General features: G+C 40.4%; 15 protein-coding genes and 1 riboswitch. All 15 genes read right to left on the bottom strand.

The window, feature by feature from the left end; all coding sequences use genetic code 11:
• Nucleotides 1–154 precede the first annotated feature (154 nt).
• Nucleotides 155–598 carry a YfhO family protein gene (locus A5888_RS20955; RefSeq protein WP_422389727.1) on the bottom strand — a complete coding sequence of 148 codons (444 nt, stop codon included), beginning with the start codon at nt 596–598 and terminating at the stop codon, nt 155–157.
• A 358-nt stretch (nt 599–956) separates the two neighbouring features.
• On the bottom strand, nt 957–2,498 hold the full coding sequence (locus tag A5888_RS20950; RefSeq protein ID WP_086349374.1) for a hypothetical protein: 1,542 nt from the start codon (nt 2,496–2,498) through the stop codon (nt 957–959).
• Nucleotides 2,499–2,836: 338 nt separating this feature from the next.
• A complete protein-coding gene (locus A5888_RS20945; RefSeq protein WP_086349373.1) occupies nt 2,837–4,270 on the bottom strand; it encodes an amino acid permease in 1,434 nt (477 codons plus the stop codon).
• Nucleotides 4,271–4,579: 309 nt separating this feature from the next.
• Nucleotides 4,580–5,014: a GFA family protein gene (locus A5888_RS20940; protein ID WP_086349371.1), complete on the bottom strand. Its 435-nt coding sequence runs from the start codon at nt 5,012–5,014 to the stop codon at nt 4,580–4,582.
• A 3-nt stretch (nt 5,015–5,017) separates the two neighbouring features.
• Complete coding sequence (gene thiE, locus A5888_RS20935; RefSeq protein WP_086349370.1) at nt 5,018–5,656, bottom strand: thiamine phosphate synthase; 639 nt, start codon at nt 5,654–5,656, stop codon at nt 5,018–5,020.
• Nucleotides 5,653–6,465, bottom strand: coding sequence for a bifunctional hydroxymethylpyrimidine kinase/phosphomethylpyrimidine kinase (thiD, locus tag A5888_RS20930; RefSeq protein ID WP_086349369.1), 813 nt, complete (start codon nt 6,463–6,465; stop codon nt 5,653–5,655). The genes thiE and thiD overlap by 4 nt, the downstream gene beginning before the upstream one ends.
• Entirely contained in the window at nt 6,462–7,268 is an 807-nt protein-coding gene (thiM, locus tag A5888_RS20925; RefSeq protein ID WP_086349368.1) for a hydroxyethylthiazole kinase, read from the bottom strand. Before thiM ends, thiD begins: the two co-directional genes overlap by 4 nt.
• Complete coding sequence (tenA, locus tag A5888_RS20920; protein ID WP_086349367.1) at nt 7,250–7,933, bottom strand: thiaminase II; 684 nt, start codon at nt 7,931–7,933, stop codon at nt 7,250–7,252. The genes thiM and tenA overlap by 19 nt, the downstream gene beginning before the upstream one ends.
• A 100-nt stretch (nt 7,934–8,033) precedes the next feature.
• Nucleotides 8,034–8,133, bottom strand: a riboswitch (TPP riboswitch).
• Nucleotides 8,134–8,367: 234 nt separating this feature from the next.
• The gene (locus A5888_RS20915) at nt 8,368–9,402 is read right to left on the bottom strand and encodes a lysylphosphatidylglycerol synthase transmembrane domain-containing protein (protein ID WP_086349366.1); all 1,035 of its coding nucleotides are present in this window, start codon (nt 9,400–9,402) and stop codon (nt 8,368–8,370) included.
• Between the two features lie 11 nt (nt 9,403–9,413).
• Nucleotides 9,414–9,704, bottom strand: coding sequence for a DUF1294 domain-containing protein (locus A5888_RS20910; protein WP_086349428.1), 291 nt, complete (start codon nt 9,702–9,704; stop codon nt 9,414–9,416).
• Between the two features lie 55 nt (nt 9,705–9,759).
• Entirely contained in the window at nt 9,760–10,665 is a 906-nt protein-coding gene (locus A5888_RS20905; protein WP_086349365.1) for a diacylglycerol/lipid kinase family protein, read from the bottom strand.
• A gap of 78 nt (nt 10,666–10,743) precedes the next feature.
• Nucleotides 10,744–11,973: a peptidase T gene (gene pepT, locus A5888_RS20900; protein ID WP_086349364.1), complete on the bottom strand. Its 1,230-nt coding sequence runs from the start codon at nt 11,971–11,973 to the stop codon at nt 10,744–10,746.
• An 11-nt stretch (nt 11,974–11,984) separates the two neighbouring features.
• Complete coding sequence (locus tag A5888_RS20895; protein WP_086349363.1) at nt 11,985–13,103, bottom strand: Nif3-like dinuclear metal center hexameric protein; 1,119 nt, start codon at nt 13,101–13,103, stop codon at nt 11,985–11,987.
• Nucleotides 13,093–13,803 (bottom strand): tRNA (adenine(22)-N(1))-methyltransferase, encoded by a 711-nt coding sequence (locus A5888_RS20890; protein ID WP_086349362.1) that lies wholly within the window; start codon nt 13,801–13,803, stop codon nt 13,093–13,095. Before A5888_RS20890 ends, A5888_RS20895 begins: the two co-directional genes overlap by 11 nt.
• Nucleotides 13,804–14,077: 274 nt before the next feature.
• On the bottom strand, nt 14,078–21,385 hold the full coding sequence (locus tag A5888_RS20885) for a SpaA isopeptide-forming pilin-related protein (protein WP_086349361.1): 7,308 nt from the start codon (nt 21,383–21,385) through the stop codon (nt 14,078–14,080).
• Nucleotides 21,386–21,461 lie beyond the last annotated feature (76 nt).

Genomic DNA, 21,461 nt, shown 5'->3' with positions numbered 1-21,461 from the left:
ATTTTCTTTTATAAACACTCGTTTTATCTTCTTTACAAGACAAGAATACTTTCTCTACAGCAGAAAAAAGCCCGACAATTTCTCTTTGTCGAACTTTTTTCTAGTATAAACACTTCATCAATAAGTATCTAACGGTTCCTGCTATTTCATTCTATCAGTCTTTGTTTTCTTCTTTTTCAAATAATACCAATACCCCCCCGAAGCCAAGCAAGCTAAAAATAGACAGCCCTGCTCCCAGCCTCAAGCCATAAGGTAAAAAGACAAATTCAACGTCGTGTTCACCGGCACTTAACGGAACAGATAGGAAAGCCCCTTTAAAACTTTGTATTGCTTCTTCTTTTCCATCTACATATACTTTCCAGCCTTTGTCAAAAGGAATCGTTGTCCATAGTAATTGATCTTTTTCTGCACTTACCTTCGCTTCTGCATGTCGACCATTTACTTTCATATCCACACCTTTTTCCTGTAAGGCATCTACAGATTTTTTAAACTTCGGTGTGTCAAGTAAAACAATATCCGGTTTTACAATAGCAAGTTTGTCCGTACTACTGAATGTCGTTGTAAAGGTCAATGTCGTTTTTTCCTCATAATACCCCACATTATAGTACTGACCTGTCGGTGCAATTCTTGTATCATAAATATTAAGCTGTTGCAAAATGTGGATATATGAACAGCTATTCTAATAAAAAGGCTTAGTTTCCATAGTCAAAAGTTATCAAATAAAATACATATTTCCTTTAAAAAAGTGATTATATTCGATTTTTGGCAACAAATCGTATTGTTATATGATTTGTTGCTTTTATAAGATACCGGAAAAGCACTGTTCTATTGCTTAATCGTTTTTGATAAAAAAGTATTTAGAAATAGACAAAGACGGCAACGAATTCCTAAAAAATGGATTCGTTGCCGTCTTCTATTTTTAATTATAATAACTCTCTACCTACGTAGCAGACATTCTATTTATAGTCTTCTTTAGATATCTGGCTCAACTTCTGCATATATTGATCCATCAACACGTAGCCATCCAATCTTCTCAGCTTGTCAACTGAACATCTGACTTTTTTTGTAAGCAATGAAGGTCTGTTAGCCGTTCGCTTCATATCATAAAGAAAATCATCTAGCCCACTGACCAAGCCTGCACTACTCAGACGGTTACAAATCAATACGTCCTCTTTACGTTGTTTTAGCACTTGTCCCCATGAGTAACTGAGGTATTCGGCCTTTGAAATTTGGCTTAACAGTTCAGATTGAGGGATACGCCTTTTCTGATCCCGACTTTTTTTCTTGCCAATATTGATTCGTTTATTCATGAAACGAAGATAAATGTCATCCTCAAGGTTCTCCATCTCACTTCTTGAAAAGTTCGGGATTTTCTTCGGTGCAGGTACCATGTGGCTATCCTGCAACAGTTTAGAAAAACGTGGCCAATTCCCTGGAGTCCTTTTTCTTGTCTTCTCTTTTTCTAGAATCAGCTTTGATAATAGTAAATTACGACGTTCTTCATCAGAAATTTCAGGTTGTTTCACTTCCGGCAATGGTTTCTCTGCCTTCGCTTCTTCAATCACTGCTTTTTCTGTTTGATTTTCCAAATTTTTGCGTCTGAGCTTATCCGCAGAGGATTCCTCTACTTCTGCTTTCTCATCTTTTCGCTCTTTTAGTAAGGCTGTATCCTCTTCGGCTAACTGGATATCTTCTTGGACCGTTTCTGAACTCGATCCGTTCATCGGCTTTTTTCCGGTTTCTATTTCCTCTTCTGCCGGTTCGGTTGGTTCGATCGTCACCTGTTGGATCTCAATGACCGGTTCTTCTGAATACTCCCCATCTATAGTGGGTGCTTCTTCTTTTTGTTCGATTTTTTTGATAGGCTCTTTAGAAACTTCTTCATTATCTATGACCAATGGTTGCGCCCGCTTCAAATGGATGGTGTGCACACTTCGTGACATCAGCGGCTGTGCCTTCGCTTCAAGTCTCGCTTGACCGATTGTTTCACTCAGGTCACCAATCATTTTTCGCAAACGGAACATTTCGTTTGAGGCTTCCATCATTTGCTTCATCACGCTGTTCAATTCAGCCGATTCAACCTCTGTATTGCCTTTATGCGTAAGAGAATGGGCTTCTTTTTCAACGGTTACATCTGTCAACCATTGCTTTAGCTGGGACTTCGCTTCTCTGTTCAACGGTTCAAAGCTTCCCATAAGCAACGTGTAGTACATCAATTCAGTTTCTACATACATATAGATTTTTTTGACGACTAGTTTATTGAATTCTTCTGCCGCGTCCCAACTATCACAGATGGCATCAAAATAGGCCTCACCTTCGGCCAAATTTTGGTAATCCTTTGCCAGATTTATTTCGCGAATCAAATAAAAATTGTGGAGTGTTTCAACATTGTCAGCATAAATTTCTCTACCTAAAAATTCAGGATCGACTGTCTTACATAGAAAGACAGATTTTTTCTCAACGTCTGACTTTTTACCTCGTTTACTAATTGTTCTCACTTCCTCGAATAGTCTTTATATTAGTTTATAATCATCTTTCAAAAAAGAAAAAATACACTTCAACAATAATTATACCGTTTATAAACGAAAATTGCTCTCAATTTTTTATAAAAAAACCACTATTTATGAGTCAACAGAAACTATTTTACCATTTTTCAGTAAATTCAGCAAAAATCCTTGTAGGATCGTTCGTTTTTTTCCTATTTTACGGCCTTAATAAGCCCTCTCACTTCAAGTAAAATAGCTACTATTTCAGAAATAAAGCGAACTATCCGAAAAGATTGATATACAATTTCCGGATAATCCGCCCGTTTTTCGGATAATATTATGATTTTAGATTATAATGTATTCTTTTCTTTTCGTGCAATTGCCGGCAAAATCATTCCTAACAAAATCAAGACAATCGGTGTCAAGATATTGGAAGCTAATTGGAAAAACCATCCTTGCGGATCTGCAGCAAAATCAAATTTCGGTACCATCCCCAAGACACAGGCAAATGCAGTAAATAAGAAACACCATAGGCCAAAGATAAATCCGGCTTTAGGATTCTTCATAAATTTGTACTCTGACTGATAGTTCTTATAGGCTTTGTTCAGCATCATATAGGCAAAGAATACCCAAAGATAGCGCATCGGCATCACTACAGAGTTCAGATTTGTCAACCATTTTACTAATTCGTTCATATTCTTCAATCCAAACATTGGCAGCGCGATGATGATACTGACAAGAATACCTGTTAACCAGTATCCATTAACAAGTGTCCCTTTTTTCGTTTTCTTACGAAGAGCTGACGGAACAAACTCAGGATCTGCATCAGCAAGAAGAATTTTTAGTGGCGCATCAATAGAAAATGCTAAAGCAGCAATCTGTCCAGCACCATTTGTCAACGCATAAATAATCATCAATAAATTTCCAACGCCGTAATATTCACCCAGAATTTGGAATGCACTGTACGCACCATTGGCCATCAAATCTTCTGGAATATTGTTACTTGCGAACAACATCCCCATTGCAAATGAACCTAATACTGCTGAAGCACCAACCATTGCTGCAAGGAAAATCATTCCCTTTGGAAACTCTTTCGCAGGATTCTTTGTTGCATTGACATAAGGAGAAATCTTTTCAGCCCCGCCGACTGCAAAGACCAGCATGGAAACTGTCGTAAAATAGCTAAAATCAAATTTTGGAATATACGTACTGATTTGCTCCATGTGAGGTGTTGCAAATTCAACCGATGAGTTGATTGCAGGAGCACCTACAGCAAAAAGAATAAATAGCATCGACATCACGAAGGTCGCAGTTCCGGCGATCCCTCCGATTACTTTTAGCGTTGCCAATCCACGAGTGGACAATAGGAGAAAAAGCAAAAAGATAATCAATGATAAGAAAGAAACTGTTGCAATAGACATTGTATTTACCAAGTTCCCATTGCCTTGAATCGCCCAGCCTAAAGCAATCAAAATCGCCTGAGGTTTTTGTGCTAAATAGGGAATGTGAACAACCCAGTACGTCCAAGCCGCGTAATATGCCAGCCGCTTAGTACTCGTGTTTTGTACCCATGAGCTTACACCGCCATTACTATCTTTGAAGGTCGACCCAAGTTGACCAACAATCAAGGCATATGGAATGAAGTAAAGCACCAAAATCAATAGCCACGACGTTACAACAGAAATTCCCTGCTGCGCATAATTATTAACAACATTACCAATTCCCCAAACCATGTTGAAGGCAATCAGCCCCACACTAAACCATCTCAGCTGTTTTTGTTCCATAAAAACACTTCCTTTGATTGAAATAAACACATCATGAATAATGGCATTCCGTCTTTCAGACTCAGTTTCTCTGTTTTAAATCCATTTTCAATAGTATTATCATACTCGTTTTTCCAGTGAACTCAATTGTTCTCTTAAAATATCTGATTATTTATTATCATTTCGCCATCATTTTCTATCCTTTGTTTATAATTATTCATTTGCATAACAGAAAAAAGCGGATAAACCTTCTGTTTAGCAAGGTTTGTCCACTTTTTCATTCTCATGATATATTCATTTTTCTAATTTAGTTGACATAGATAAAACATTCTATTTTTCTGTGCTCGTTGTATCCTCTACAAACTGTTGATAAACCTGAGCTTCTGTCATTTTTTCGGTCTGATTACTGAAGCTGTAATAGGCTGGTTTGTTATCATACATGATTTCCAATGTTAGCTGAGCTTGATTGACTGTATCCAGCAAATCGATGGGAATATAGTAGCTATCATCATCCAAACCGTGATAAAACAAAGAAGAACCACAATTTTTGCAAAAGCCTCGTTCTGCCCATTCAGACGAGCGATATCGCCCAATGTGCTCTATCCCTTCGAAAAGAACATTTTCTGAATGTCCTGCATCAATCGATAATAACGGTCCAGCCGTCCACTTCCTACACATTCCACAATGACAAGCAGATACATCTGGATCGGCATGTTTGATTGTGAAACTTACGCTACCGCATAGACAGCTTCCATGATGTTCCATTTTCTAACCTCCTATTGTTAATCTTTTTATTGTATCAGTTAAATCTGCGGATCTTGTGATTGCAGAAATCACAGCGCAACCGGCAACAGTGGTTGTTTGAATCTCCTTGAAATTTTCTGTACTGATACCGCCAATTGCAACAGCCGGTCTCTTAGATCGCTTGGCAAGCTCAGCTAGTCTCTCCACTCCAATCGGTGGCTTGGCATCCGCTTTTGATATCGTACCGAAGACTGGTCCAATTCCATAATAACTGATTCCCACTAATTGATTCGCCAACTCAATCTCTTTCTCATCATAGCAAGATAGACCTACGATTTTATTGGGAAACAAACCCAGTACCTCATCAATTGCCTGATCGTCTTGCCCAACATGGACACCATCAGCTCCTATGTCTAGAGCCAATGCTACATCATCATTGATAATAAACGGGACGTCATAGCTACGACAAAGCTTCTGACAATCAATGGCTAAGCTTCTGCGTGACTTGCTATCTTCGAGACTTCCCAGCCCTTTTTCCCGCAATTGAAAACACGTGATTCCCGCTTGCAAAGCTTGTTCAAGTAGTTCAGGTAGGGTTCCTTCAACGATATCCTGTGTACCGGCAATTAAATAAATAGGTAGATACGTCGTTGGATTCCTCATAGTTTTTCTACCTTCCGATAGGCCCAATGATTTGTTGGACCATTCCCAAGACCAACATCAATACCATCAGAGATTGCTGCTTGAATAAATGCTTTTCCGATATGAACGGCTTCTTTAACAGCTGTCCCTTTTGCAAGCTCAGCAGTAATACAAGCGGAAAAAGTGCAGCCCGTTCCATGGGTGTTTTTCGTTTGTATTCTCTCAGTAGATAACCACTCAACTTCTCCAGAGGAAAGCAGCAGCATATCCGAAGATTCTTGTCCCTCAATATGATGACCACCTTTGACCACAACATGCTTCGCACCCAATGCCTGTATTTTCTTTCCCGCTTCCATCATATCAGATTTAGTCGTAATCGCCATCCCTGTAATAACTTCTGCTTCCGGAATGTTGGGTGTCACAACCGCAGCAAGCGGCAGCAGCTCTTCAATCAAAGCACGTACAGCTGAGTCCTTCAACAATGCATGACCGCTCTTAGCAACCATGACTGGGTCAATGACCAAAGGACCAAAATGGTTCTGTCTTAAAAATGCTGCTACTAATCGAATGATCTCTTCTGTAAAAAGCATGCCTGTCTTAACTGCTTGAATCGAAAAATCCTCAGCAATCACCTGTAGTTGATCTGATATTGCCGCAATGGGAATGTCATAAACCGATTGCACCCCTTGGGTATTTTGAATCGGTAAAGCAGTCAAAACAGATGTGCCAAAAACCATACGTTCTTGAAATGTTTTTATATCCGCTTGCAGACCGGCACCACCGCCACTATCAAACCCAGCGATGGTCAACGCCTGTATCGTTGTATTCATTTAGCTTTCCTCCTGATTTTTGCATCCTGCTTCATTCTTTTACTATCTATTTGTGATAGGATATCTAACAAGTTGGTTCTAAATGATCCTACCGACAGTCCATTCAAATCAGCAGCAGCTACTTCTCCCGCGATCGCATAGCTGCAATTCGCAACTACGACAGCTTCCAGACTTTTAGTGGCATCCGCTGCTAGAAATGCACCACATACACAAGAAAGCAAGCACCCGGCGCCAGTCATTGCAGTGAAAAATGGCGTGCCATTGTCCACAAAATACGTTGTTGTCCCATCTGTGACGATATCTGTTTCACCACTAACTGAAACAATCGTCTGATATTTTTTCGCTGTGATTTCCGCAGCCATAACAAGATCTGCTGAGCCTTTGCCTGCATCTACACCTTTGCTTTGCCACTCAATATCAGCCAATGCGGCAATTTCTCCGGCGTTTCCTCGAATCAATGTTGGATTTATTTCTGTCAGTAAACGGCCGATTTCTCTTTTTCTAAAGGTTGTCGCACCCACGCCCACTGGATCGATCACCACTGGCTTTCCTAACTCGTTTGCTCGTTTACCGACTAGACGCATTGCCTCCAGCTGTTCGGCAGATAATGTGCCTGTATTAAGAACCGTTGCAGACGCAAGAGCCGCAACTTCTTCCATTTCCTCAGGTGCACTCGACATAAATGGTGAAGCACCAATTGCTAAAAGCCCATTGGCTGAATCGTTGGCAACGACGATATTCGTGATGTTGTGGATCAAAGGATTTTGTTTGCGTATCTCCTCAATCAACTGATATGGATACATGAGCTGTCCTCCCATTTTTCCTGCACATAAGCCATTTCCCAGAATTTCCATTCCTGATAGCTACTAACCAAAAATCCTTGTAGCATCGCCTGACGCTCTTTTGCAGTTGCTGATTGAGCCAGCCGATCAGTCAATTCTCGTTGTCTTGTGACTGCTTCTTTGTACCCTTCACTATCATAGGTCTCGATCCACCGCTGATACAACGGATGTGAGGAACCGCTTTCTATCAAATATTCACCAATTTCCTGATACAACCAATAACAGGGAAGAAGGGCGGCAGCTGTTCGTGCCGTACTTCCAGATAGCAACTCACTATACATATGAGTTGTGTAATGGTAGGCTGTTGGCGCAATGGGAACTGCAGCAATCTCTTCCTCTGAAATACCCAACTCCTTGAAAAAACCTTCTCGAACAGCTATTTCTGCTTCTTCTAATCCTGTTACTCCTGCTAGGAAAAGCTGCTTCTCCTCTTCTAAAGTAGCAAGTTCGGCTGCCTTTTGATGAATTTTCGCAAACTGCTCCAAATAATAGCGGTCCTGCAGCAAATAATAACGAAAAACTGCTGGTGACAAAGTCCCGTCCTGTATTTCTTGAATAAACGCGTGTTTCTTACTTTTCTCCCACAGCTCTTCTGCAGCTGCTCGTGCTTCTGTTGTAAAGCTCATGATGTTCCTCCTCATATTTTTTTGAGAAGAAAGCCGAAAAAATAGAAAAAGACTCTTCAAATAGGTCATTGAACCATTTGAAGAGTCGGAAATATTCACTCTATTCCTTAGACTACTTCCCTACGCGAGTCTCAACTCACAGGTTCAAAGGGTCCGTTCAATTGAACATCTCAGTCATAATGACTCCCCTAGTATGTCTAATAGTATAACACATCATATTTGCTTAGAACAATTTGAAATTCTCCGTAGGGCGTTTTCTATAAAGCTGAACGATTAATCAAAAATAAAATAAGCCAGTTTCCCATGATAGTAACTGGAAAACTGACAGTTCGTTGGTTAAAACCATCGTTTGACTTAAAGCATTCTGTTCTGTTAACGACCCCAGTGAAACATTAGCAATAGTTGCTTAAATACTCCATTTTTCATCAAACTGTTCACTCAGCCGACTCTTCTCGTACAGCAATAATTTCTTCTTTTATTTCCTTACGCTTTAATTGCATGACATAAACCATCCCAATCAAAAATGGCAAGACAAAGCTACTGAAACGATAAAGCAGTAAAGAAGACACTGCATCGACTGTACCAACTAATGGCTTGAACAAGAGCAAATAGACAAACTCAAATGAACCGATCCCGGCTGGTGTGGGAATCACACCGGCTAAAACGATAGAAAAGCTAGTAAAAGACAACACCTGTAATAAATCAATGGTTGTGTGCTGTTCAACTAAAGCCACATAAGGAATCAACAGCCAGATGAAGACCTTTGCAACATTCCAAAGAAAGATTCGAATCAGAGCCGAGCGATCTTTAATGATCGTCTGCACAGTATCCCTTAATGAATAAATCTGAATATTGCATTTATCAACCCAGTCTCTTAGATTTTGACGTTTGATAAACTTATTTGCCCAGACAGTCAAAATCACTTGAAGACGAATACTGACGGACAAAGCAAGTATGGCGAAAATAATCAAAAAAGTAATAATCATTCCAGCTAAAATAAATGGAATCATTTGCGGAGAGCTTTTATACAATGCCGAAAACTGAGTAATCAATCCTAGCACTGCCCAAAAAACGACTGCTAACTTATACATAATCATGTGAAGAGCAGTTACACCCATCCCCTGAGAAACGGCCAGGCCCTTTTTCCGATAAAAAAGAACCTCAGAAACAAGCGTCCCCGTTCCAAAAGAAACAATCCGATAAAAAGCCACATAACAAGAAGCAAAAAATCCATCTGTCATTGTAAACTTCGGCTCGAAGCTCCTTACTATTTCCTGAATCGATTGCCCTTCAACAAACTGATAAATCACACCCAATATAACGACCATCACAGCAACTACCGCACTGGTTTTCAATAATTGAGCCATAATATCGCTCAATGAATTATCCACCACATAGAAGACTACGCCGATCATGACTGCCATCAGCAGAATGTTCAGAAAAATCTTCAATTTTGGTTTGTTTTTCATCTTCTCTCCCCTTAATGACGATAATTAGTGAAATAGAAATAAAGAATCCCAAAAAAGACAACACTTCCAATAATAAAGGCAACATAGAATTTCGGTTTCTTCGTCTTGTGGCGAAACAGGCGTTGACTGACCAATCCAATTGGACCTCCACCAAGAATCCCTGCAAAAAGAATCTGCTTTTCAGGAATTCGCCACTCTCCCTTTTTAGCTTGTCTCTTATCATAAAACATCAAGATCAGTGTATACAAATTGATTCCTATTAAATAAATCCAGAATAGTTCGTTTAAACGTTCAGTTATCATAATTTCCTCGCTTTCCTCTGATCTGCGGAGGATCATAGAAAGTGATGTTTGGGGCTCAAGTCTCTTCCGGTGCAAATATCGATAGCCCTTTTTTGACCATTACCAGTTCTACCGGCAAATCATCACATGGATCTCCGTCTACCCTGGTCCCAACTTTTTCATTTTTTCTGCTTTTTATCGTTATCTTTGTCCCTGTCAAATAATCAATATCCGGTAGCTCATTGACTTTTCCAAGCATGATTTTCGGTAAATAAAAAATTAGACGAAATGAGTTGATATGGGATAAGATAATTAGATGAAACAGACCATCGTCTGGTTTGGCAGAAGCATCAAAATTTCGATAACCGCCAACAGAATTTGTCATCAATAATGCCAAAAGCTGTGTTTTTCCTTGCCAGCGCTCGTTATCGACCACGATATCCAAATCGTATCGTTTCTTTTTTATCAACAACTTGAAAAAATTTCTGATAAAGATTAGTTTACCATACTTTTGCTTTTCCTTCTGAGTAATGCGTGCAGCTGTATCTGCCAAAATACCAATGGTCATTGTGCTGACGATACTATGTTGCTGCCCAATCAGACCATAGTCAACACCTCGAGTATGCCCTTGTAGTATAATCGCTGCTGCTTTTTCAAAATCTGCAGGGATATTGAGCGCCTGTGCTACATTATTGACTGTACCACCGGGTAATATTCCAACAGTCAAATGCGACAAATCATCCTTGAATGCCGCCGTCATTCGATTGATTGTTCCGTCTCCGCCAATAATGATCAGACTATCGATTTTCTTTTCTCTTGCTGCTTCAACCGCTTCTTGATCATCAATATCCGGACCAATTTCTTGAAGATCACAGGTCAGATTGTCGTCTTTATCTTCAGCATATTCTTTGAATCGTTCAGCAAGCTTCTGTCCTTCGTCATTACCGGAGGTATTATTGAACAATACCATGAATTTCTTCATATGACTCTCTCCTCTCAGAAAAAGGGCAGGCTGGAGCAATCCAAATCAGTCAGCTCCAGCCTATCTCTATGTTTCAAATTATTTTGCGTTTAACTCAGCGATCTTCACAATCACATCTGTCGCTTTTTCCATCGCTTGTAAGGAAACAAACTCAAAACGGCCATGCATATTTTCGCCACCAGCAAAAATATTGGGCGTTGGTGTTCCTAAATAAGAAATTTTAGAACCATCCGTTCCACCACGAATCGGTTCGATCAATGGCTTGATACTCAAAGCGATCATGGCATTTTTAGCTAATTCAACAATGCTCATATCCTTCTCAATGATCTCTTTCATATTATAATACTGATCGAACATATTCACAGCAATCCGTTCTTGATCAAACGCTGCATTCATCTTCTCTTGGATATCTGTGATTTGCTGTTTACGTTCTTCAAATTTACTTTTATCGTGATCTCGAATGATGTACGTTGCCGATGCTTCTTCCGGTGTCCCAGCTAAAGAGAACAAGTGGAAAAATCCTTCATAGCCCTCTGTTTTTTCCGGAACCTCATCTGCCGGCAACAGATTATGAAAATCATTCGCCAATTGCAGTGCATTGATCATTGTATTTTTAGCCGTTCCCGGATGCACATTCTTTCCATAAAAAGTGATTTCTGCTTGTGCAGCATTGAATGTCTCATACTGCAATTCGCCAACTGGACCACCATCCATAGTGTATGCAAAATCAACATTGAATTGTGCAACATCAAATTTATCCGCACCTACGCCGATTTCTTCATCCGGACCAAAAGCAACACGAATCGTGCCATGTTCAATCGATGGATTCTTAATAAGAATCTCCATAGCTGTCATGATTTCAGCAATTCCTGATTTATCATCAGCACCTAGAAGTGTTGTTCCATCCGTTGTAATCAATGTTTGCCCAGCATAATTTTTTAAATTTGGAAAGTCCTTAGTATTTAATGTGTACTTGCCATCCTTGTCTAGCTTGATTGTTGACTCCCCATCGTAGTTTTCCACGATTTGCGGATGAACATTTTCTGCATTGAAATCGGCTGTGTCCATATGAGCGATAAAGCCAATCGTGCGCACAGACTTCTCCGTATTCGCCGGCAATGTCGCGATAACAAAACCGTTGCTTTCATTATAGAAAACATCAGACATCCCCAACTCTTCCAATTCCTTTTTCAGTGTCTGCGCAAAAGCAATCTGCGTTTCTGTTGAGGGAGTGGTCGTGCTCTTTGGGTTTGACCGAGTTTCTGTTTTTACATAGCTTAAAAATCGAGGCAATAAATTTTCGTACATCTTAATTACTCCTATCTAAATTTAAATGGATTCGTATTTGTTTCAGACTGTATAAACGTTACATCCCAATTATAGACCTTTTTCCATTGATTGAATAGTTTGACCAACTCAGGCATACACAATTCTTCAATATGATGGCCCGGATCGATCACGGTCAGGCCTTCTGCTTCCATATCATGTGCCGTATGATAATAGACATCACCAGTAATATAAACATCGGCACCTTTCCCCAATGCATCTTTATAAAACTTCTCACCGCTGCCACCGCAAATTGCTACGCGCTGGATTTCCTTTTCTTCATCCTCAGCGACCAATCGTAAGCCCTCCAATGAAAAGGTTTGTTTGACTTTCTCAACAAAAGTAGAGAGCTTCACAGGTTCGGCCAAATCACCAATTCTTCCCAAACCATACTCCTTTTTTAAATTATCGATCGTATAGACATCAAATGCCGGTTCTTCATAAGGATGTGCTGCTAACATCGCAGACAGCACTGCTTTTTCCAAGGTTTCAGGAAAAATCACTTCGATCTTCGCCTCTTGAACTTGTTCTTCCTTATCAAGGGTCCCAATTGCTGGATTTGCTCCGGCAACTGGTGTAAATCGACCGGTGCCGATCAAAGAGTAACTGGTATTTCTGTAATCACCTTGCGTCCCGGCACCTGCTTCTCCCAACGCGGCCCGCATTTCACTAGCGTCATCAACCGGAACAAACACCGCTAATTTTTTATAGGGTACGGTGTGTGTTTTCGTTAAATAAGTGGTGTCATGAATACCTAAATAGTCGCAAAACCAGTCATTCAAGCCGTTTTCGATGATATCTAAATTCGTATGTGCTGCAAAGACAGCAATATCGTTTTTCAGAAGTTCTGCATACATTTTCGTTTGAGGTTGATCCGTATCTAATCGCTTTGCCGGTCGGAAAATCGGTGGATGCTTCGCAATGATCAAATCGACTTTTTTCTCAATAGCTTCAGCAACAACTTCTGGTCGAACATCTAAGGTGACCATGATTGTTTTCATTTCTTTGTTCAGTGTTCCTATATGAAGTCCAACTGGATCACCCGATTCAGCCAGCCATTGAGGGCAATAGCTTTCAAATTTTTCAATAAAGGTATTTCCGCTAATACTCACCTTTCAATACCTCCTCGATTTTCTTGATTTCCTGCTCCAACGCAGCAATTTTTTGCTGTTGGTCTGCTTTTGATTTTTTCAACTGCTCCACAACATTCCTTCGTTGTTTCAACTCACGTTGCCATTTCTTAGTAAATACGATCCCTTTTTTTTGAAGCAGCAACGGACCGAAAGTCAGCTCCTCTTCTGTATAATTTGCTGGACTCGCTTTCTTCTCCGCGCAAATGATTTCATAAATTTTTTGATTTTCTTCCAGAATATCTTCGGCAATAATCGTATAGCTCTGTGTCATTAACCAGCTTCTCAACATAGGTTCCCCAACATTCGGTTGAAGAATAAGTACTTCCTGCCCAGATAAATGCTCTGTCACTCTTCCTTTTTCGAGGATGTCTCGAATCAGTATTCCGCCCATTCCACAGATGGAAACAGCCGTGATATGATCCTCAGCAGTAACAGCTTCCATACCATCTGCTAATCGAACAGTTATTTTTTCACTCAAGCCATTTTTTCGAACTTGTTTTTCAGCAGAGTCATACGGACCTTTTACGACTTCGCCCGCCACTGCAAACTCTATTTTTCCTTGAAGCATAAGTGCTACAGGTAAATACGCGTGATCGGAACCGATATCTGCCAGACGACTGCCAGATGGTATTAGCTCACCAACGCGTTCTAAACGTTTTGATAATTGATTTTCATTCATATCTTGATTCCTCCACAGCATATTATAGCATTCAACGCTAAAGAAATCTTGCCAAATAGGCAGACTATTCGATGATTTTCTTTTGATCTTATCACTGCTGCAGCTAAAGCTGGGAAAGCCCAAGGATCGACGTGAATCAGCTACTGAAGAAATGCTTCCACCTCATCAAAAAAAACAACTTCAGACAAAAACGTTCAGTCGTAGTACGAAAAAAGAGTGTGGGACATAACTCTATCCCACACTCTTCTATACACCTAAAACCTCAACTCAAATCCTATTTCCTAGTTTTTCTACTCCGCTTGATTAACATACCCGAAGTAACGAGTACAACAACAATGCCCGCATAGATCCAAAGATAATTCACCTGTGAATTGAACATTGCCAACCAACCTTTTGGTGTTACACTAGGTGGTGTTTCTGGCGGTGTTCCCGGTGTATTCGGTGTGTTCGGCGTCTTAGGAACTTCCGGAACCTTGTTGTTCACATAATTCCCCAGCTCAAGCTGCATCGGTTTATCAGATGCCTCTTTTGAAACAGTGAATGACACCGATTTGTCGCTTAATTGATAGCCTTCCGGCGCTTTGCTTTCCCTTAATTCATAGCTACCAGGTGCTAAGTCAGTCACAGTCACTTTACCAGAGCTATCTGATACCACTGTTTGTATCTCCGTACCCGTGCTATCATACATTGTGAATTCAGCCCCCGATAAGGGTTGATTCTTGTCATCTACCTTGATTAGTTGAGCTGAACCTGTGTAGTTCACAAACTGTCCATTAAATACCCCACCATTTTCAGTCGTCAGTTCCCCTGTAACTTCCGATGCAATAGTAAAGGAAAGAGGCGTCGTGTTGATGATATATCCTTCTGGTGCTTCATCTTCTACAAGTGTATAGGCGCCTGGTGCTAATCCTCCACCCGCAATCAGGCCTTTGTCATTGGCAGAAAGCTCAGTCACAGGATTTCCTAATAAATCAGTAACGGTTTGTTTCTCACCATTTTCATTTTCAATATGGAATACCCCGCCACTTAGAAGCTTTCCTTCTTCATTGACTTTTTCAATTGAAAACTTGCCCTTATAGTTATTGATATCACCTAAAGACAATTGAATATTTTCTGGCTTCCCGGCTTGGTTTTCTACAGTAAAGAAAATCGGTGTGGTATCTAGAATGTAGCCTTCAGGTGCTTTTGTTTCTACCAATTGGAACGTTCCTGCTGCCGTTCCAGATGCATATACCCGACCATTTTCGTCGGAGGTCAATTTATTATTTTCTGTGATTTCTTCTCCATTGGCATCATAAATTTTTTGGGTTTCATCCAATGGCGTTCCATCACCATTCAGAACAACAAACTCTGCGCCAGCAAGTCCTCTGACAGGTTCATTCGAATCCCCATCCAATTTGTAAGCAACAATGGAGATCTGATAGTTTGGTACAGTCACAGGATCTACTACAGGTTCTGTTTCTGAATCCTCTTGAATAACAAAGTAAATCGGCTGTGTATTGATGATATATCCGATTGGTGCTTTGGTTTCAACAATTTTGTAGCTGCCCGGACGTAAATTACTAATATCGATTTCTCCACTTTCGTCTACTGTAACCACTCGTTCAGCTACTTCTTGATTTTGGTCATCTGCTCGATAAATCGTGAATTCCGCTCCCGCAATTGTTTGAGCAGCTTCACCTTCTTTAGTCAGTGAAATTTTTCCTTTGAAGTTTTGGAAGTTACCCAAGCCCAATATCTCTGGTTCACCTTCTGCAGTTCCTGAAACCGTGAAGAAAACAGGATAATCATTGATAACGTAGTCTTTTCCTTCATCATCTACTGGTGCTTTTGTTTCTTTGAAGTAATATCTACCTGGCGCCAAATCAGTAATACGAACCAGCCCTTGTGCATTCGATACGAGTTTATCCTGTATCAGCTGATTGTTTTCATCGTATACAGAAAATTCCGCGCCTGATAAAAGCTCCCCTTGGCCATTTATTTTGGTTAGTTCCGCACTGCCTTTATAGTTTACTGCCTCACCGACATTGATTGTTGGCAATTCACCAGTAGCTGTTTCCGGAACAATAAAGTCGTAAGTCTGTGTATTTAAGATGTACCCCTCAGGTGCTTTTACCTCCTTAAAGTAATAAGAACCGGGTGCCAGCTTATCGATCGTCACTTTACCAGTAGTATCTGATGATAATGGTGTCGTTGTGATTTTTTTGTCCGTAGCGTCGTATACATCAAATTGCGCTCCTGATAATCCATTACCAGATCGATCGTTCTTTTGAAGGACGGCCGAGCCTTGATAATTTATAGCAGTACCGACAGCCACTTGCTCTAATTCACCTGCAGCCTCACCCACAATTGTAAATGGGTATTCTTGTTGATTCAAAATGTAGCCGGTTGGTGCCTTGGTTTCTACAAACTTGTAGTTGCCTGGCGCAAGTTCGCTAATCCGAATCAACCCTTGCTCATCAGAAATGATTTTTTCTTGTATTAACTGATCCTTTTCATCATATACAGAAAATTCTGCTCCTGACAAAAGCTCTCCTTGACTATTTCTTTTCGTTAATTGAGCACTCCCCTTATAATTCACTGCCTCACCGACATTGATTGTCGCCAATTCGCCATTGTTTGTTTCTGGAACAGTAAAGGCATAGGTTTGCGTATTTAGAATATAATCATCCGGTGCTTTGGCTTCTTTGAAGTAATAAGAACCCGGTGCCAGCTTATCGATCGTCACTTTACCAGTAGCATCTGAAAGAAGAGGTGTCGCTGTGATTTTTTTATCAGTAGCGTCATATACATCGAAGCCTGCTCCTACCAAACCATCACCAGATCGGTCATTCTTTTGAAGAACAGCTGACCCTTGATAATTCACAGCCTTGCCAACGTCAACCAATTCAGGTTGTCCATCAGCCTCATCTTTAACAGTAAAAGGGTATTCTTGCTGGTTCAGAATATATCCAGTTGGTGCTTTTGTTTCTACAAATTTATAGTCACCAGGAGCCAAATCAGCGATTTGAACCCGCCCTTGTTCATCAGAGGTGAGCTTATCCTTTATCAGCTGATTGTTTTTATCGTATACAGAAAACTCTGCGCCTGCCAAAAGCTCCCCTTGACTATTTACTTTCGTTAATTCCGCATTTCCTTTATAGTTTACTGCTTCACCGACATTAATTGTTGGCAATTCGCCAGTCGTTGCTTCCGGAACAGTAAAGTCGTAGGTCTGTGTATTTAGAACATAACCATCCGGTGCTTTGACTTCCTTGAAGTAATAAGAGCCCGGTGCCAGCTCATCGATCGTCACTTTACCGTCGGTATCTGAAACCAATGGTGCTGCTGTGATTTTTGTATCCGTAGCATCATATATATCAAATTGTGCCCCAGACAAACCACTACCAGATCGATCGTTCTTCTGAAGAACAGCTGACCCTTGATAATTTGTCGCAGTTCCAACATCGACTTGCGCCGGTTCCCCTACCGCCTCATCGGCAATAGTAAATGAATATTCTTGCTGATTCAAAATATAACCGGTCGGTGCTTTTATTTCCACAAACTTATAGTCGCCTGGTGCCAGATTATTAATCGTTACAACACCCGATGCATCAGAAACTAGCGGATCAGCATTTATTGTTTTTCCAGATGAATCGATCACGTTGAATTGTGCATTGGCTAAAGGTTGTCCATCTGCCGATTCTTTCACTAATTTTGCCGACCCTTGATAGTTGGTCATCGTCAAATCAACTTCCGGAATTTGATTTTCTGCATTTTTCGCTACTGTAAATTCAATTGGTGTCGCATCCAGCAAATAGCCAGCTGGCGCTTTTGTTTCAATCAAGCGGTAGTCGCCCGGAACCAATTCTTCAATCTCTAGTATCCCCTGTGCATTTGTAGTAAACGTACTGTTTCCAGTAGCCGGTTGCCAGATATCAATGACCTTCTGTTCCAATTTGAAGACCGCGCCTGCCAAAGCTGTCTCATCTGAAGCTGTTTTTGTCAGATAAACTTTTGCAGTTTCGTTAATGACGCCAAGCGGCACAGCTCTTTCTTCACTAGTTGCCTGTGAAATGGTAATTTTACGTCCAGCTACCAAATCATCCGGAATCGTATAACCAGGCAATGTGCTCGTTTCCACTAATAGATAATCTCCAAGTTTCAAATTCCCAAAGGTGATCAACCCGCTATCGTCAATGTCCCCTTCACGAAGAAGCTGTGTCTTGTCTAAGTTCCATAATTCAAAATGTACACCAGGCATAACGACACGATCTTCTGTCGTTTTCTGCAGCGTAATTTTTCCTTTTGTCCCAGAGGCACTACCACTACTATGGTCAATCTCCACAGTCACTTCATTATTCGTATCATCTTCCACCTGTTCAGATCCTGTCCCTGTAATAGAGACCTGATTGCTCACTTTATCCGTGCTTCCTGTAGCAGAAGAACTGATCAACGAGCGGTATTCCATTACATAAGCGGTACTGATTTCATTCACAAGTTTGACTACTAACTGTTGATTTCCAGTCGCGTTGTCAGTTATCACCTCTACTGTATAATCAGTTCCTTCCGTCAATACATTGGTATGATCAACTGTCACAGTACCATCTACAGCCACAGTTGTTCCATATAACTTGATCGATTCTTGATCCACAATTTGATTATTAGAAGGTTTATCAGTGACAACAACATCACTAAGTGTAGATAAGCTTGGGTTGATGGTCACATTCCATAAAACATAATTTGGATCATCTGGATCTTGTGCTCCTGTTTTTTGAACGTGAGATCCCCCGTTTTTCACCGAAACCTGTCCAATAACATCTCGACTGACATCATTATTGATATAGTTCGCTATATTTTCATAGGTTTTTGCTTCATTGACGACTTTATCTTTCAACGTCGTCTGAAACTCTATATAGTAAGTTTTTTGATTGTTTGGGTATTGTAAAAATAGAGTATTATTATTTTCATTGGGCTGTTTAATCGTAACCATCTGATCATTGACCAAATCGTCACTTTCTTTTACCACCGTACCATCAGGATTCGTATGACCATAATAGATTTTTAGTGAATTCGGCACATACTCCTGATTTCCAGTGATTGGATCTGTCAGAGTTGCATTATGCAGTTGATTTTCACTTAAATTCGTATGAAGAGTCCAAGTGATCGTTTTCGTTTGTGCATTGTATGCTCCGCTTTTTCCTGCATTGTAGGAGAACTCCGGCTTTGGCTCAAAATCCTTCTCGTCCGATGAGGTATGTGGATCATTGTTCTCATCGACCCAGTTCACTGTTCCTTTATTATGAAAATGATCTTTCGCAGGATCTCGTGGATCAATCACACTAATATCAAACTTTGTTGTATAGTCAATGGTAAAAGACTCTGTCGTCTCTGCATAATCATTGATGAATTTTATATCAAAACCATAATCACTACTACCATCATAGTTATTGACCACCAATTCGTAGTCTGTTCCCAACGTTAAAACTTTTCCTGTTGATGAGGTAATCTTTAGCTCATAATTACCACCTACACCTTCATCAGGTCTTGCTAGAGCCATACCTGGAACCGGATCAAACACATCAGTGATCGTCAGATTTTTCATCGTATAGTGGTTTCGGTTAACAACAAAGCGCCAATCGGCTGTTGAATCTGTATAGTCTACAGAGCGCAGACTTTTGATAATATTTTGCTGTGTTGCATTTCCGCCACCTGTGCTGCCCTCACCAGTACCGACATTCACTGTATTATTAACAGGAGTGGTTCCAGTGACAATACCATCTACCTGCGTTTTATACGTAATTTTATACGCTCCGTCAATATCATCCGCAAATTTAATAACAAAACCGGAACCATTCGGATTTGGTTCAATTGTATAAGCAGAAGCAGGAAGCGGCGCTTGTTGTATCTCACTTCCATTTGCGGCAAAGGTGATTGGATAGATGACTAATGATTCCTTGATAAGCTCCATATTGTCACTCATTGTATCAGTAATCACTGCATCTGCTTTCGGGATATCCTTCTCTCCATAGTTATATTTGATCGTCCAACTAAACTGCTGATTTGTAGAATCATAGCTATTCCTGCTTTTTTGAATCAATTTCCCATAAGTTGCAGTGACTGTTGCTTCTGCTGGAATTTTCGTGGGATCATTTTTATCTGAAAGACTCGCCTGATTTTTGAACGGCACAGATCCTCCAGCAACTGGAATTTTTGAATCGTTGACGTTCGTCACATATTCCACGCGGTAGGCATCCGATGTCTCACCAAGAATCGTCACATTTCCGTTCGCATCTATCGTGTATTGATCGGGTGTCAATGTTTCGCCAACTGAATTGATTGTTCCATCTAGATTCATGACAAGCTTGTAAACCTTTATTGAATCCTTATCAAGTGTTACACCATCTGGCCAAGTTTCAGTCACAACAGGATCATTCAATTTATTCATCGCTTGATTAACATCTACTGTCCAAGTAATACTGTCAGGATTCGGTGTCTTATCAAACTTCCCGGCTTTAGCAATTGATGTGTCTGTTGTTGGCTTGATAAATACATCAACAGGAGGTAGGTTATCTTCCTCTGGAAATGTGATTGTTTTCTCCCCTGGTGTTGTGATTACACCAGAATCAAAGTTTGTAAAGAAGTCAAAAGTTCCTTTAATATCAAACTCATCTGTGACATTCTCATTAAATATCATGGTCACTTTTCCTGTAGAATCAACAGAATATGCACCATATATTGTTCCATCATCATTAACAAGCTCACGTACATGAGGAATCGCAATTTCCACTCCTTCTGGCAAATAAAAGGTAAAGTGATCATTGGGTTGGATCTGATCTCGAATTTCTTCGGGAATTGACCAATCGTAATGAACAACAGCTGTTGCATCAGCAGGGATCGATCCTGTAATCACATTACCGTCTTTGTCCCTGAAAGTAATGTCGGCACTTGATAGTATTGTTCCTGTACCACCATCAAAATAAGTTCGAATATCATTTCCGCCATCGGCTCTTGCTTGCTTTTCCGGAATCGAAGAGGAAGTTTCAGTTGACTGCGTTTCGCTCGTACTTGTTTCTTCAGAGGTACTACTGGATTCGCTAGTTGCGGTACTCTCTTGTGTCGTATTACTTTCTATCTCCTCTGAACTAGAAGAGCTTATTTCTTCTTGAATCGGGAGCGTCGTTGAAACAGACTGATTATTTCCAGTTAGAACAAAGGACTCCCCACTTGCTACGGATCGTCTGTCAATGGAAAAACTCAGACTAAAATCTCCTTGCGCATTTGCCGGAAGCGACAATTGAAGACCACTTTCAGTTACCGAATAAGCACCGGCAATAGTTCCTGAGCTCGTACCATTTTGAACAATCAGCTTCGCTCCACCATTGACCGTTAACTGTTTGTCGATCGGTATATTTTGGTCATTTTTCGCTTGACCATCAAGCTTCAGTTCAATCGTGTCTTCTGTCTCTCCGGTAACTGTAAGTCCCGACAGCGTCAACTCTTCATTTACTTTCGTTAGCTCTTCTGCAATCGCCGGCAATGGTGCCAGATATTGTAGAAAAATCAGCACAGCCATTAAGCTGTATATCCATTTTTTATTCATTTGATAATCCTCCCCTATGATTCCTCCCCCTAACTTTACAAAAAATATTGATTTATTAAAAATATACTGCTTGTCT

The organism is Enterococcus sp. 9E7_DIV0242, from assembly GCF_002140975.2.
Lineage (GTDB): Bacteria > Bacillota > Bacilli > Lactobacillales > Enterococcaceae > Enterococcus_L > Enterococcus_L clewellii.
The sequence above is the reverse complement of the archived record's forward strand: the minus strand, read 5'-3'. Positions and strand labels throughout refer to the sequence as shown.

Coding starts and splice junctions, on each gene's coding strand:
- A5888_RS20945 (WP_086349373.1), bottom strand. CDS start 4,270: ATGGAACAAAAACAGCTGAGATGGTTTAGTGTGGGGCTGATTGCCTTC.
- A5888_RS20940 (WP_086349371.1), bottom strand. CDS start 5,014: ATGGAACATCATGGAAGCTGTCTATGCGGTAGCGTAAGTTTCACAATC.
- thiE (WP_086349370.1), bottom strand. CDS start 5,656: ATGAGGAATCCAACGACGTATCTACCTATTTATTTAATTGCCGGTACA.
- thiD (WP_086349369.1), bottom strand. CDS start 6,465: ATGAATACAACGATACAGGCGTTGACCATCGCTGGGTTTGATAGTGGC.
- thiM (WP_086349368.1), bottom strand. CDS start 7,268: ATGTATCCATATCAGTTGATTGAGGAGATACGCAAACAAAATCCTTTG.
- tenA (WP_086349367.1), bottom strand. CDS start 7,933: ATGAGCTTTACAACAGAAGCACGAGCAGCTGCAGAAGAGCTGTGGGAG.
- A5888_RS20915 (WP_086349366.1), bottom strand. CDS start 9,402: ATGAAAAACAAACCAAAATTGAAGATTTTTCTGAACATTCTGCTGATG.
- A5888_RS20910 (WP_086349428.1), bottom strand. CDS start 9,704: ATGATAACTGAACGTTTAAACGAACTATTCTGGATTTATTTAATAGGA.
- A5888_RS20905 (WP_086349365.1), bottom strand. CDS start 10,665: ATGAAGAAATTCATGGTATTGTTCAATAATACCTCCGGTAATGACGAA.
- pepT (WP_086349364.1), bottom strand. CDS start 11,973: ATGTACGAAAATTTATTGCCTCGATTTTTAAGCTATGTAAAAACAGAA.
- A5888_RS20890 (WP_086349362.1), bottom strand. CDS start 13,803: ATGAATGAAAATCAATTATCAAAACGTTTAGAACGCGTTGGTGAGCTA.
- A5888_RS20885 (WP_086349361.1), bottom strand. CDS start 21,385: ATGAATAAAAAATGGATATACAGCTTAATGGCTGTGCTGATTTTTCTA.